The organism is Halomonas sp. LMYGS-3 (assembly GCF_059509875.1).
The window spans coordinates 20,185-33,515 of sequence record NZ_JCAKFQ010000004.1; the positions used below are offsets into that span (position 1 = coordinate 20,185).

At 68.6% G+C, this 13,331-nt stretch carries 10 protein-coding genes; 6 read left to right on the forward strand and 4 right to left on the reverse strand.

Annotation, left to right across the window (positions count from 1 at the left end; genetic code table 11):
* Nucleotide 1: 1 nt before the first annotated feature.
* Nucleotides 2–931, reverse strand: coding sequence for a uroporphyrinogen-III C-methyltransferase (cobA, locus tag AC5W54_RS04915; RefSeq protein ID WP_495960958.1), 930 nt, complete (start codon nt 929–931; stop codon nt 2–4).
* A complete protein-coding gene (locus AC5W54_RS04920; RefSeq protein WP_495960959.1) occupies nt 888–3,653 on the reverse strand; it encodes a nitrate reductase in 2,766 nt (921 codons plus the stop codon). Before AC5W54_RS04920 ends, cobA begins: the two co-directional genes overlap by 44 nt.
* A 405-nt stretch (nt 3,654–4,058) precedes the next feature.
* Between AC5W54_RS04920 and AC5W54_RS04925 the strand changes: the two genes are divergently transcribed.
* The 5 genes from AC5W54_RS04925 (at nt 4,059) to nirD (ending at nt 10,321) form a co-directional block, all read left to right on the forward strand.
* A complete protein-coding gene (locus AC5W54_RS04925; protein WP_495960960.1) occupies nt 4,059–4,700 on the forward strand; it encodes an ANTAR domain-containing response regulator in 642 nt (213 codons plus the stop codon).
* A gap of 11 nt (nt 4,701–4,711) precedes the next feature.
* Nucleotides 4,712–5,749, forward strand: a complete 1,038-nt coding sequence (locus tag AC5W54_RS04930) for a CmpA/NrtA family ABC transporter substrate-binding protein (RefSeq protein ID WP_495960961.1) — start codon at nt 4,712–4,714, stop codon at nt 5,747–5,749.
* A gap of 249 nt (nt 5,750–5,998) precedes the next feature.
* Nucleotides 5,999–7,282 carry an NAD(P)/FAD-dependent oxidoreductase gene (locus tag AC5W54_RS04935; RefSeq protein WP_495960962.1) on the forward strand — a complete coding sequence of 428 codons (1,284 nt, stop codon included), beginning with the start codon at nt 5,999–6,001 and terminating at the stop codon, nt 7,280–7,282.
* Entirely contained in the window at nt 7,279–9,780 is a 2,502-nt protein-coding gene (gene nirB / locus AC5W54_RS04940) for a nitrite reductase large subunit NirB (RefSeq protein WP_495960963.1), read from the forward strand. The genes AC5W54_RS04935 and nirB overlap by 4 nt, the downstream gene beginning before the upstream one ends.
* 115 nt (nt 9,781–9,895) lie before the next feature.
* Nucleotides 9,896–10,321 (forward strand): nitrite reductase small subunit NirD, encoded by a 426-nt coding sequence (gene nirD, locus AC5W54_RS04945; RefSeq protein WP_495960964.1) that lies wholly within the window; start codon nt 9,896–9,898, stop codon nt 10,319–10,321.
* A gap of 43 nt (nt 10,322–10,364) precedes the next feature.
* On the opposite strand, the gene AC5W54_RS04950 is transcribed toward nirD, so the two are convergent.
* Both AC5W54_RS04950 and AC5W54_RS04955 read right to left on the reverse strand, forming a co-directional pair.
* Nucleotides 10,365–11,081, reverse strand: a complete 717-nt coding sequence (locus AC5W54_RS04950) for an LrgB family protein (RefSeq protein ID WP_495960965.1) — start codon at nt 11,079–11,081, stop codon at nt 10,365–10,367.
* A complete protein-coding gene (locus tag AC5W54_RS04955; protein ID WP_495960966.1) occupies nt 11,078–11,455 on the reverse strand; it encodes a CidA/LrgA family protein in 378 nt (125 codons plus the stop codon). Before AC5W54_RS04955 ends, AC5W54_RS04950 begins: the two co-directional genes overlap by 4 nt.
* A gap of 421 nt (nt 11,456–11,876) precedes the next feature.
* On the opposite strand from AC5W54_RS04955, the gene AC5W54_RS04960 reads away from it, so the two are divergent.
* Nucleotides 11,877–13,289, forward strand: a complete 1,413-nt coding sequence (locus AC5W54_RS04960) for a PhoH family protein (RefSeq protein WP_495960967.1) — start codon at nt 11,877–11,879, stop codon at nt 13,287–13,289.
* The last annotated feature ends 42 nt before the right edge of the window (nt 13,290–13,331 follow it).

Sequence of the window (13,331 nt, forward strand, 5' to 3'; positions counted from 1 at the left end):
TTCAGGCCGATGCCACCCGCGCCGCGTGGCGGGCACAGGGGGGACTGGTCTCGACCATGCGTACCACGCTGCCCACCACGATCAGGCAGGGCGAGGGCAGCGGCCGGTCGGCGAGCCTGGCGGGCATGTCGGCCAGGGTGCCGACGAGGGCCTGCTGCCCGGGCAGGCTGGCATTGGCCACCAGCATCATCGGCCAGTCGCCGGGGAGGCCGGCGCGTCGCAACCCGGCACAGATCGCCTCCACCTTGGAAAGCCCCATGTAGAACACCAGGGTCTCGTCGCGGCGGGCCAGCGCTTCCCAGTCCGGCGTGCCGTCCTCGCGGCAGAGCTGGGCGGTGACGAAGCGCAACTGCTGGGCGTGGCCGCGGTCGGTGAGCGGGATCCCCATGCCGGCGCAGGCTGCCGAGGCCGCGGTGATCCCGGGCACGATCTCGGCGGGCACCTCGGCCCCGGCCAGGGCGGCGAGCTCCTCGCCCATGCGCCCGAACACCCCGGGATCGCCCCCCTTGAGGCGCACCACCGACTTGCCCTCGCCGGCCAGCCTGACCAGCAGTTCGCCGATCTCGGCCTGGGGGACGCTGTGATGGCCACGGGCCTTGCCCACGTAGTAGCGCTCGCGCCCGGCGGGAATCAGGGCCAGTACCTCGTCGCCGACCAGGCGATCGTAGACCACCGCATCGGCCTGCATGAGCAGCCGGGCCGCCGTGAGGGTCAACAGCCCCACATCGCCGCTGCCGGCGCCCACCAGATAGACGCGGCCCGGGCGGCAATCGCCGCGCAGTGGCAGCGTGACGCCAGCCTCATTCGAGGAGCCCTTCACCGCCGCCAGATGGCGGCCCGCCGCGGTGCCGAGGCGCGACAGGATGGCCCCCACGGCGGCGATCGCGTCAGACGACGTCAACGATTTCAGGCTTCGATTCAGCACGCGCATGGGCCCTCTCCTCTTCGGTACTTTCTTCGGCACTTTCTTCGATCAGGGACTTCAGTTCGGGGATGCAGCTGCCGCACTGGGTGCCGCAGGCGAGCCGTGCCCCCAGCGCCTCGACACTGGTGTCGCCGCCATGGATCGCCGAGACGATGGTCGCTCTACCGACCTGGTGGCAGCTGCACACCACCGGGCCGCTGTCGGCGGCGCCGTCGTCGCAACCGGCCAGCAGGCGCCGGCGACGTGCGGCATCCAGCCGTTCGCCCCGGGCGGCCTCGGCGAAGCGCTCGTCGAGCCAGGCCAGGCCGGGGAGTTCACGGGGGGGCGCCACCATCAACCACCAGCGCAGGCGACCCGCCTCGATGCCCGCCGCCCGCAGGCGTCCGCTGGCCGGGTCGTCGAGCCACAGCGCCGGGGCCACCGGCAGGTGCGCGTTCAGCCAGGCGAGCCAGTCGGGGCGCTCCTCTCCCGGTCGGCCGCCGGCCAGTTGCCAGCGCTGACAGCCGGGGAGCGGAATGCGCGCCCAGTAGCGAGCCGCGTCGCGCCAGTCGGCATCGACCGCCAGGTCGGCGGCCACCAGCAGGGTCGCTTCCCAGCCGGCCGCCAGGGGCTCGAGCGAGACCGCACCGTGCTTGGACTCGGGCTGCCCCGACACCGGGTCGAGATGCGCCTCCAGCAGGCTACCCATCCGGGCACTGCCGCTGAAGCGGTCGGTCCAGTGCATGGGCACGAAGACCTCGCCACGACGCTGCCCCTTGGAGAGCCGCACCCGGCCGAGGTAGTCGCCGCCGGCGCCGGTCAAGCGCGCCAGCTGCTGGTCGTCGACACCCCAGGCCTCGGCGTCGGCGGGCTCCACCTCGATAAAGGGCTCGGCACGGTGGTTCATCAATCGTGGCGCCCGGCCGGTGCGGGTCATGGTGTGCCACTGGTCGCGCACCCGGCCGGTGTTGAGGCGCAGCGGCCGGGCCTCGCTCAGCGCCTGCTCGGGCCCGCGCGGTCGCACCGGAATCAGCCTGGCCAGGCCATCCGGGGTGGCGAAGTGGCCATCCTCGAACAGCCGGGCGGTCCCCTGGGGAGCTTTGGCGGTCACCGGCCACTGGATCGGGCTCAGGGCGTCATAGGCCGCCCGATCGAGGCCGGCCAGCGCGGAGATATCGAAGAGTCGCGCGGACTCGGTGCCGGCCCGGTTCTCGAACCCCGACAGCCGGGCGTGCTCGTCGAAGATCTCGCTGGGGTGGGCATAGTCGAAGGCCTCACCGAAGCCCAGGCGCCTGGCCACCTCGGCCAGGATCCACCAGTCGTGGCGGGCCTCGCCCGGCGGCGGCAGCAGGCCGCGCTGGCGGGAGATGCGCCGCTCGGAGTTGGTCACGGTGCCGTCCTTCTCCGACCAGCTCGAGGCCGGCAGCACGATATCGGCGTAGGGCAGCAGATCGGTGTCGGCCACGCACTCGGAGACAATCACCAGCGGGCATTTCTCGAGTGCTGCCCGCACCTTGTCGGCCCGCGGCAGGCTGACGGCCGGGTTGGTGGCCATGATCCATACCGCTTGCACCTCGCCGCGCTCGATGGCCTCGAACAGCTCCACCGCCTTGTGCCCCGGCCCCTCGGGCAGGGTCGGGGTCAGCGACTCGGTCGTCCAGAAGCGGGTGACGCGGTCGATGGCCCCGGGGGTGTGGTAGTCCATGTGGGCGGCCAGCTGGTTGGCCAGGCCGCCGACTTCGCGGCCGCCCATGGCGTTGGGCTGGCCGGTGATCGAGAAGGGGCCGGCACCGGGCAGGCCGATCTTGCCGCCGGCCAGGTGGCAGTTGATGATGGCGTTGCACTTGTCGGTGCCGCTGGAGGACTGGTTGACCCCCTGGGAGTAGAGGGTCACCACGTGCAACTGGGTGGCGAACCAGTAGAAGAAGGTCTCCAGCCGCTCCGGGTCGAGATCGCAGTCGGCGGCGATGGCCTCCACCGAGGCCTCGTCCTCACGGGCAGCGGCCAGGGCCGCGTCGACCCCCTGGGTGTACTTCTCCAGGTAGACCCGGTCGAGCTTGCCCTTGTCGGCCATCCAGGCCAACAGGCCATTGAACAGCCGGGCGTCGCTGCCCGGTTTCAGGCCCAGGTAGAGATCGGCGATCTCGCAGGTGTCGGTCACCCGGGGATCGATCACTACCACCCGCATCAGCGGGTTGCGACTCTTGGCGGTGCGCAGGCGCTGGTAGAGCACCGGATGGTTCCAGGCCAGGTTCGACCCCACCAGCACCACCAGCTCGGCCTCCTCGATGTCCTCGTAGTTGCAGGGCACCGCATCGGCCCCCAGGGAGCGCTTGTAGGCCGCCACCGCCGAGGCCATGCAGAGCCGCGAGTTGGTATCCAGATGCGGGGTGCCGAGGAAGCCCTTGAACAGCTTGTTGGCGACATAGTAATCCTCGGTGAGCAGTTGCCCCGAGAGATAGGCCGCCACCGCTCCCTTGCCGTGGTCGCGGCGAGTGGCCTGCAGTCGATCGGCCACGGCAGTGAGCGCCGTCTCCCAGTCCACCTCGGTGCCGTCGACTCGCGGACGGGTCAGCCGGCCGTGGTCGCCCAGGGTCTCGTGCAGCGCCGACCCCTTGACGCACAGCCGCCCGAAGTTGGCCGGGTGGTCGGCATCGCCTTCCACCCCGACGATTCGGTCGTTCTCCACGCAGGCCAGTACGCCACAGCCGACGCCGCAGTAGGGGCAGGTGGTTCGGGCCTGATGCATGACGCTCTCCTGTCGCAGTCGGTCTGAAACGACGACGCCCGCCAGCGGCCACCGTGATGGTGGACCGTTGGCGGGCGTCGTTGCCTGGGTCGGAGAGCCGGCATGGCGCTCCTCACCCTTTGACCATCAATCAAGCAAGACACATGCCATGCTTCCATTTCTTGCGGGAATCCACGGCCCTGCGGCCATCCCGTCCGGCCCGGCGGGAACTCCCGAGCCCGTCCGTCGCACCAATGGCTATCGTGGGCATCCCTTTCCTGCACCACCCTGGTGCCCATTGGCCCCGCGACACGCCAGCCTCAGCCTCCTCCATCCGCCGGAGACGGCGCCTCCCCTGGTGTCGGTGGTATCTGGAATGCATCTTGCACTGGAGTAAACGCACGCAACACGACGAGCGACACTGCCATGCCACCACCCCTGTCCCCATCCCTCAAGGTGCTGCTGGTCGACGACGAGGTCGTCCGCGCCGCCATGGTCGAGGAAGCCCTCGCCAGCGAGGGGCACGAGGTCGTCTGCCGCCTCTCGAGCCCGGCGAGCCTCAACGAGATGGTCGCCCGTCACCAGCCCGACGTGGTGATCATCGACATGGAATCCCCCGACCGCGACACCCTGGAGAGCATGGCCCTGCTCAATCGCGAGAACCCGCGCCCGGTGGTGTTCTTCGCCGACCAGCACGACCCCGACACCATGCAGGCGGCGCTCAAGTCGGGGGTCAGCGCCTACGTGGTCGACGGCCTCGTGCCCGGCCGGGTCAAGGCCATCATCGAGGTCGCGATCGCCCGCTTCGATGCCTTCCACTCGATGCGCCAGGAACTCGACCGCACCCGCAACCAGTTGGCCGAGCGCAAGCGCATCGAACGCGCCAAGGGCCTGCTGATGAAGCATCAGGACTGCGACGAGGAGCAGGCCTACCGCATGCTGCGCAAGCTGGCCATGGACCGCGGCCAGCCCCTGGCCGAGGTCGCCGACAGCGTCATCGACATCCTCGAACGCCTGACCCCTCGATCCTCCGACTCTCGATCTTCCGAGCAGGGCCCTTTGTCATGAAAGAGGCAGCCATGAGCATGACGGCCATACCGCCATCCCCCGAACTGGAACGCCTGACCCTCGGCTTCATTCCCCTGCTGGATGCCGCCCTGCCGATCATCGCCCGGGAGCGGGGCTTCTTCGCCGAGGAGGGCCTGGACGTCTCGCTGTCGCGGGAGAACGCCTGGTCGACCCTGCGTGACAAGGTCGCCGCCGGCCTGCTCGATGGCGCCCAGATGCTGGCACCCCTGCCACTGGCCATGAGCCTGGGGCTGGGTCGGGCGCCCTGCGAGACGCTGGCGCCGATCGTCCTGAGCCGCAACGGTAATACCTTCACCCTCTCCGAAGCACTCTGTCGCGAGAGCGGCGCGGCACTCGGCGAGGACCCGGCGGCACCCGCCCGGGCACTGGGCGACTGGCTACGCCGGCAAGCGGGCGAACGCCGCCCTCGCCTGGCCATGGTCTATCCCTTCTCCTGCCAGCACTACCTGCTGCGCGAGTGGCTCTCCCTGGGCGGCCTGGACGCCGAGCATGACGTGGAGCTCATCGCCCTGCCGCCGCCCCGGATGGTGGAGGCGCTGCAGGCAGGACACATCGACGGCTTCTGCGCCGGCGAGCCCTGGGGCACCCTGGCCCGCCAGCGCGGCGCGGGGCGGCTGGTCGCCACCGGCGCCCAGCTATGGCCGGACGACCCGGAGAAGGTGCTCGGCGTGACCGGCTCCTGGGCCCGGCGCTACCCGGCCACCCTGGGGGCATTGATCCGCGCCCTGGCGCATGCCAGCGCCTGGCTCGCCGCCTCCCCCGAGCATTGCCGCCGGGCGCGGGACTGGCTCGCCCTGCCGCCCTATCTCGACCGCGCCATCGACCACCTCGACGACCTGGCGCTGGACCGCGCACCGATCCACCAGCGCCTCCACGGCGAGGGGGTACTGCGCCCCAGCCCTGCGGCGGCGGGTCGCTTCGCCGAGCACATCGCCCAGCATCTGCGCGCCCACGGCCGCCCCCTGGACCGGCACACCCTGGAAGAGTGCTACAGCCCTGTGCATTTCGATGTGGCCACGCACCACTGATGTGCATCACCGTCCGGACGGGGTCTCCGACCGGCCTCCCCTGACACCTACAACCAATTGATATAGAAAACAAAATCCTACCCACTCGGCATCCTGGCCGGATTCTTGATTGGATATGGCACTCAGCGATCAATGGCGATCGCCCGACATATCACGACGAAGACGTCTCCGCGCATTCCCCGAGGGGAAGCTGCGCCGAGGCGTCTTCTTTTTGGCCGCTTTATCACTCTCTGCGGAGGTGCCTGACCCATGCACCGACAACCTTTGCCCCCGACCGAGCATCTGGTGATCGTCGGCAACGGCATGGCCGGCCATCGGCTGGTCGAGGCCCTGATCCAGCAGCCGGAGCGCCCGCCACGCATCACCGTGATCGGTGGCGAGCGGGTACCGGCCTATAACCGTATCCTGCTCTCGCCGCTGCTCGCCGGCGAGATGCCCCACGACGCCCTGACCCTGCATGGGGCGGACTGGTACGCCGAACACGACATCACCCTGGTGCTCGGCGAGCGCGTCACGGACGTCGATCGCCGGGCACGGCGCCTGACCACCGACGCCGGCCGCACCCTCGATTACGATCGCCTGGTGCTGGCCACTGGCTCCCACCCGGCCATGCCGCCGATTCCCGGCCTGGATCTCGAAGGGGTACAGGCCTTCCGCGACCTGGAGGACGCTGACGCCCTGACCCGGGCCGCCGAGGCCGGCGGCCGCGCCGTGGTGATCGGCGGTGGCCTGCTGGGCCTGGAGGCGGCAGAAGGGCTGCGCAAGCGCGGCATGCAGGTGAGCCTGCTGCAGCGCGACGACCGCCTGATGAACCGTCAGCTCGATATCACCGCCGCGCGCCTGCTCGAGAACGAGCTGCGCGACCGCGGCCTGACCATCTACACCGAGGCCAACATCGCCAAACTGGTCGACGATGGCCGGGGACACGTCGCCGAGGTGCATCTCGAGGATGGCACCCGGCTGCCCGCCGACTGCGTGGTGGTAGCGATCGGCATCGTGCCCAACGCCGAGCTGGGGCGTACCGCCGGGCTCGAGGTCAACCGCGCGGTGATCGTCGACGAGACCCTTACCAGCTCCGACCCGGCGATCCACGCCCTCGGCGAATGCTGCGAGTTCCAGGGCACCCTCTACGGCCTGGTCGAACCGATCTGGCGTCAGGTGGAGGTGCTCGCGGCACACCTGGCCGGCGAGCCGGTCGACGGCTACGTGGAAACGGCCTGCGCCACCAAGCTCAAGGTGAGCGGCGTATCGCTCTACGCCTTCGGCCCCACCGAGCCCGACCCCGATCACGAGGTGCTCACCTATCACGACCCCCAGCAGGGCGACTATCGCCGCCTGCTGCTGCGCGACGGATGCATCGAGGGTGCCGTGCTCTACGGCGACACCGCCATGGGCCCCTGGTACTTCGAACGCTCCCTGGCCGGCACCGACCTCGGCTCCTGTCGCCAGGCACTGCTGCTCGGCGCCGCCGATGCCCAGCTGCTCCTCGACTCCCCAGAACCCCAGCACAGCCCCCTGAAGGAGGCCGCATGAACACGCCCGATAAACCGCAACTGCTCGTCATCGGCAACGGCATGGTCGGCCACCACCTGGTCGAGCAGCTGGCCGAACAGGGCGCCACCGAGCGCTACGCCATCACCGTGTTCGGCGAGGAACGCCACCTGGCCTACGACCGGGTCCACCTCTCCGAATACTTCAGCGGCCGCGATGCCGCCTCGCTGGCGCTCTCCACCGCCGACTACTATGCCGAGCACGGCATCGAGCTGCGCCTCGGCGAGGCGGTCACCGCCATCGACCGCGACAAGAATGAGGTGGTCACCCCCCAGGGCCGCTACCCCTACGACCGGCTGGTGCTGGCCACCGGCTCCTACCCCTTCGTGCCGCCGATTCCCGGCAACGACCGCGAGGGCTGCCTGGTCTACCGCACCCTGGAGGACCTCGACGCCATCCGCGAAGCGGCCGAGACCGCCACCACCGGCGTGGTGGTGGGCGGTGGCCTGCTCGGGCTGGAAGCGGCCAACGCCCTGCGCGGGTTGAACCTCGACACCGCCGTGGTCGAGTTCGCCCCGCGCCTGATGCCGATGCAGGTCGACAGCGAAGGCGGCGAACTGCTGCGCGAGAAGATCGAGGCGCTCGGCGTGCAGGTGCTCACCGGCCGCGCCACCCAGGAGATCGTCGACGGCGAGGCCAGCCGCCACCGCATGGTGTTCCAGGACGACAAGGTGCTGGAGACCGACCTCATCGTCTTCTCCGCCGGCATTCGCCCCCGCGACGAGCTGGCCCGCGACTGCGGCCTGGAGATGGGCGAGCGCGGCGGCGTGGTGATCGACGACCACTGCCTGACCAGCGACCCGGCGATACTGGCGATCGGCGAGGTGGCGCTGTGGAACAACAGCATCTTCGGCCTGGTCGCCCCCGGTTACCAGATGGCCAAGGCCGCCGCTGCCACGCTGCTGGAAGGCGGTGTGACCTTCAGCGGCGCCGACATGAGCACCAAGCTCAAGCTGATGGGCGTCGACGTGGGCTCCATCGGCGACGCTCACGGCGACCGCACCCCCGGCGCGCGCATGTTCCGCTTCCTCGACCCGCTCAAGCAGCAGTACCGCAAGCTGGTGGTCTCCAGCGACGGGCGGCGCCTGGTTGGCGCCATGCTGGTCGGCGACAACAGTGTCTACGACACCCTGCTGCAGTACTACGCCAACCGCATCGACCTGCCCGAGGACCCGGCCGCGCTGATCCTGCCCGCCGGCGGCGAAGCCGCCCCGGCGCTGGGCCCCGACGCCCTGCCGGAAACCGCCACCATCTGCTCGTGCCACAACGTCACCAAGGGCGATGTCTGCGCCTCCATCGACGCCGGCGCCGTCGATCTCGGCGCGGTGAAGGGCGACACCAAGGCGAGTACCGGCTGCGGCGGCTGCGCCGCCCTGCTCAAGACCCTGGTGGACCACGAACTCGAGAGCCGCGGCGTGGAGGTCGACAAGTCGATCTGCGAACACTTCGCCTACACCCGCCAGGAGCTCTACGACATCGTGCGGGTGGAGGGCATCAAGACCTTCGGCGAGCTGGTGAATAAACACGGCCAAGGCCTTGGCTGCGATATCTGCAAGCCGGCGGTGGCCTCGATTCTGGCGTCCTGCTTCAACGAGCCGATCACCGATGCCGCCCACATCCCGCTGCAGGACACCAACGACACCTTCCTGGCCAACATGCAGAAGAACGGCACCTACTCCGTCGTTCCCCGCGTGCCGGGCGGCGAGATCACCCCCGACAAGCTGGTGGTGCTGGGCCAGGTGGCGCAGAAGTACGCGCTCTACACCAAGGTGACCGGCGGCCAGCGCATCGACCTGTTCGGCGCCCGCCTGGAAGACCTGCCGGCGATCTGGGGCGAGTTGATCGAAGCCGGCTTCGAGACCGGCCACGCCTACGGCAAATCGCTGCGTACGGTGAAGTCCTGCGTGGGCAGCACCTGGTGCCGCTACGGCGTGCAGGACAGCGTGGGCATGGCGATCCAGCTGGAGCACCGCTACAAGGGCCTGCGCGCCCCGCACAAGATCAAGTTCGGCGTTTCCGGCTGCACCCGCGAGTGCGCCGAGGCCCAGAGCAAGGACATCGGCGTGATCGCCACCGAGAACGGCTGGAACCTGTACGTGTGCGGCAACGGTGGCATGCGCCCGCGCCACGCCGAACTCTTCGCCACCGACCTCGACGACGCGCAGCTCTACCGCATCATCGACCGCTTCCTGATGTTCTACATCCGCACCGCCGACTGCCTGCAGCGCACCTCGGTGTGGCGCGAGAACCTCGAAGGCGGCCTGGACTACCTCAAGCAAGTGATCCTCGAGGACAGCCTCGGCATCGGCGAAGAGCTCGACCGGCAGATGCAGACCGTCATCGACGCCTACGAGTGCGAATGGGCGGGCGCCATCAGCGACCCGGAGAAGCTCAAGCGCTTCCGCAGCTTCGTCAATGACAGCCGCCCGGATCCGGACATTATCACTACCACCGAGCGCGGCCAGCTACGGCCGGCGTGATGAGCCGGACCCAACGCCCCTGGTCAGCCGATAGAGGCGCCGAGGCCGCCCCTCAGGGGTCAGACCCCGGAGGGCCTCGCAGCGCCGGCACTCGCCAACCGAACAAGGAGTTTCCATGACCACCGCAACCGCCGCAGCCAAGACCATGACCCAGACCTGGCAACCCCTCTGCACCCGCGCCGACCTGGTGCCCTTCTCCGGCGTAGCCGCCTGGGTGGAAACCCCGCAAGGCCCGGCCCAGGTCGCGATCTTCTACATTCCATGCGGCCCGAACACGCCGCAGCCAGCCGGCCCGAACACACCGGCGCTGCCCGGCCACGAACAGGAACTCTACGCCCTGGACCACCACGACCCCTTCTCCGGCGCCAACGTCATCGCCCGCGGCATCGTCGGCGACCTCAAGGGTGATGTTGTGGTCGCCTCGCCGATCTACAAGCAGCACTTCCGCCTCGAAGACGGTCAGTGCCTGGAAGACGACAGCGTCAAGCTGCGTACCTGGCCGGTGAGCTTCAAGGGCGACGAGGTGTGGATCGAGGCGTGAAGGGTGAGGGCGGCATTGCATCGGCTGCCTCGCTCTCGTGGCGTCATGTCGAGATCGGCAGCAGCCGCCACACCAGCGGAAGAATCAGTGCGGTGAACACCCCCGTCAGGCTCATGCCGAGCGAGGCGAAGGCGCCGGCCGTGGGGCCAAGCTCGAAGGCGCGCACGATGCCGATGGCGTGGCCGTTCACGCCGAGCGCGAAACCGAGGATGCGCTGGTCGGTCACCCTGAGCAGGCGGGCGAACAATGAGACGAAGATGGTGGTCAACACGCCGGTGATCAGCAGGCCTCCGAGCATCAGCGACAGCGAGCCGCCGATCTGCTCGTGGATCCCGATGGCCAGGGGCGCGGTCACCGACTTCGGCGCCAGTGAGGCCAGTACGACAGGCGGTGCCCCCAGCAGCCAGGCGATCAGCACGGCGTAGAGCGCGGCCATCACGGCGGCCAGCGGCAGGCAGTACAGGATGGGCTTCCACAGCACGAAGATGTGCTGGCGCTGCTGGTAGAGCGGTACCGCCAGCGCCACGGTAGCGGGACCCAGCAGCAGGGTCAGCCCGGCGACATTGCGCTGGTAGTCGGCGTAATCGAAGCGCAGTAACCACAGGCTCGCCGCCGTCAGCACGGCACCGATCAGCACCGCCGGGCACCAGCTCGGCCGGCCGAGCCGCTCGAACAGGTGGATGCCGCCGAGATAGGCCGCCAGGGTCAGCGCGACGGCGAGTACCGGGGTGTTCAGCAGCGAGGCGTGGAGCTCGTTCATGGCTGGCGATTCCGTTCGTCCATGTTCGCGGCTTCCCTGGGCATGAAGCGCCGCATCAGCCACAGCGTGGTCAACACGCTGAGCAAGGTACCCACGGCCAGGGCGATCATGACCGCCGTCCAGTGGCCGGCGAACTCGTCGATCACGAAGAACACCCCCACCACCCCGGGCATGATCAGCATGGCGAGCAGCGGTATCAGCGTCTGGCTCGCCGTGGCCACGCTTTCGTTCAGCCGCCGCTTCACCAGCAGCCACACCAGCAGCAACAGCAGCCCGGCCATGGCGTGAGAAACCGGGAGCGACAGCAGCGCAACGGCAACATGGCCGAGCAGTTGGAAACCGAGCAGCCACAGGAACCCACGCAACAGCTTCATGCCATCTCCACAACGAACCCCTGGTGAAATCCGCTCGCTGCCGAGAGACGAAAGGCAGCGAAGTCATGATGAATGGTCCGGACATAATGTTAACACGCTATCATTATGGCGTGAGTGGGCCGACGTGGGCCTCGGCCGCCATCGCGATACCCTCTTCCACTGGGTCGGCGCCGATGGCACTCTGGACATGGCGAGTGTCTACGCGGCCACGGAGGTCCTCCCGCTGAGAGAGCGTTGATCACGCTGTGCTGCAGCATTAGCCATTCATGTCCATGCTGAGCGTATGGAAAGATCCAGTGTCCAAGCAGAATCAGGAGGTGAGCGAAAGCGCTAAGTAGGACGGCACGACCCGCGCCCTGTCACACGGTTGGCATCGTGCGCCGAGTGTGTCGACACCATGACGACAAGGAGAGCTGCGCCGATGGTACGCATCGACAAGAAGGCCACCAGGCTGTATGTGCTGGACACCAATGTCCTGATCCACGACCCCGCCGCCCTCTACCAGTTCGACGAGCACGAAGTGGTCATCCCGATGACCGTGCTCGAGGAGCTCGACAAGCACAAGAACGGTATCCGCGAGATCGCCCGTACCGCCCGCCAGGTCAGCCGCACCCTCTCGGACCTTACCGCCAACGTCAGCGTCGACCTGATTCGCGATGGCATCCCCATCACCCGCCTCGTGGGCCCCGAGGGCCGCCTGCGCCTGCTGTGCTACAACGACCTCAAGCCCCTCGATCCCCTCGCCGATGGCAGCCCCGACAACCGCATTCTCGCCGAGACCTGCCGGCTGCAAGCGGAGCGTACCGATGCCTCGGTGATACTCGTGACCAAGGACATCAACCTGCGGGTCAAGGCCACGGCACTCGGTGTCCCCGTAGAGGACTACCTCAACGACCGCGTCTTCGACGACTCCGACGCCATGATCGATGGCGCCCGGATCTACCCCGATGCCGGCCATGACGGCAGTGGCCTGTGGGGCAGCCTGCGGGTCGACGTACGCGTCGAGCGCCACGATGACAAGGTCATCTACCAACTCGCCGGCGACATCCCCGCCGAGTGGCACCTCGGCATGCTGGTCTCCGACAGCGACAACGGCGCCAGCTTCGAGGCCATCGTGCGCGAGGTGAGCTCGCAACAGGCCAGCCTCGAACTGCTGACCAACTACCGTCATGGCGCCAGCGTATGGGGCGTGCATGCTCACGACAGCCGCCAGAACTTCACCCTCAACCTGCTGATGGACGACGACATCGACCTGGTCACCATCGCTGGCAGCGCCGGCACCGGCAAGACCTTCATGACGCTGGCCGCCGCCTTCCAGCAGACCCTGGACACCAAGCGGTTCGAGCGCATCGTCTTCACCCGGGCGCCGATCTCCATGAGCGAGGACATCGGTTTCCTGCCCGGCACCGAGGAGGAGAAGATGTCACCCTGGATGGGCGCCTTCCACGACAACATGGACAACCTGCTGCGCGACGAGGATGGCGAGAGCAGCTGGGGGAACGGTGCCACCCGTCAGTTGCTCGGCTCCCGGGTACAGATCCGCGCCCCCGGCTTCATGCGCGGCCGTACCCTGAACGACACCTTCCTGATCATCGACGAGGCGCAGAACTTCACGCCCAAGCAGCTCAAGTCGCTGGTCACCCGGGCCGGCCGCAACACCAAGATCGTCTGCCTCGGCAACGTCGGCCAGATCGACACCCCCTACCTGACCGCCAACACTTGTGGCATGGCGGCCGTGGTCCAGCGCTTCCGCGACTGGCCCCACGCCGGCCACGTCACCCTCAAGAGCGTCGAGCGTTCGCGTCTGGCACTGGCCGGCGAGGAGATGCTGTAGTCGCGAGTGCCCCCGGGCCGGCCTGACACCGCAACGCCAGCG

Excerpts from the sequence above, each read along its gene's own strand:
- AC5W54_RS04960 (WP_495960967.1), top strand. The coding sequence starts at position 11,877 with ATGGTACGCATCGACAAGAAGGCCACCAGGCTGTATGTGCTGGACACC.
- AC5W54_RS04955 (WP_495960966.1), bottom strand. The coding sequence starts at position 11,455 with ATGAAGCTGTTGCGTGGGTTCCTGTGGCTGCTCGGTTTCCAACTGCTC.
- nirD (WP_495960964.1), top strand. The coding sequence starts at position 9,896 with ATGACCACCGCAACCGCCGCAGCCAAGACCATGACCCAGACCTGGCAA.
- AC5W54_RS04930 (WP_495960961.1), top strand. The coding sequence starts at position 4,712 with ATGAGCATGACGGCCATACCGCCATCCCCCGAACTGGAACGCCTGACC.
- AC5W54_RS04920 (WP_495960959.1), bottom strand. The coding sequence starts at position 3,653 with ATGCATCAGGCCCGAACCACCTGCCCCTACTGCGGCGTCGGCTGTGGC.
- AC5W54_RS04935 (WP_495960962.1), top strand. The coding sequence starts at position 5,999 with ATGCACCGACAACCTTTGCCCCCGACCGAGCATCTGGTGATCGTCGGC.
- AC5W54_RS04925 (WP_495960960.1), top strand. The coding sequence starts at position 4,059 with ATGCCACCACCCCTGTCCCCATCCCTCAAGGTGCTGCTGGTCGACGAC.
- nirB (WP_495960963.1), top strand. The coding sequence starts at position 7,279 with ATGAACACGCCCGATAAACCGCAACTGCTCGTCATCGGCAACGGCATG.
- AC5W54_RS04950 (WP_495960965.1), bottom strand. The coding sequence starts at position 11,081 with ATGAACGAGCTCCACGCCTCGCTGCTGAACACCCCGGTACTCGCCGTC.
- cobA (WP_495960958.1), bottom strand. The coding sequence starts at position 931 with ATGCGCGTGCTGAATCGAAGCCTGAAATCGTTGACGTCGTCTGACGCG.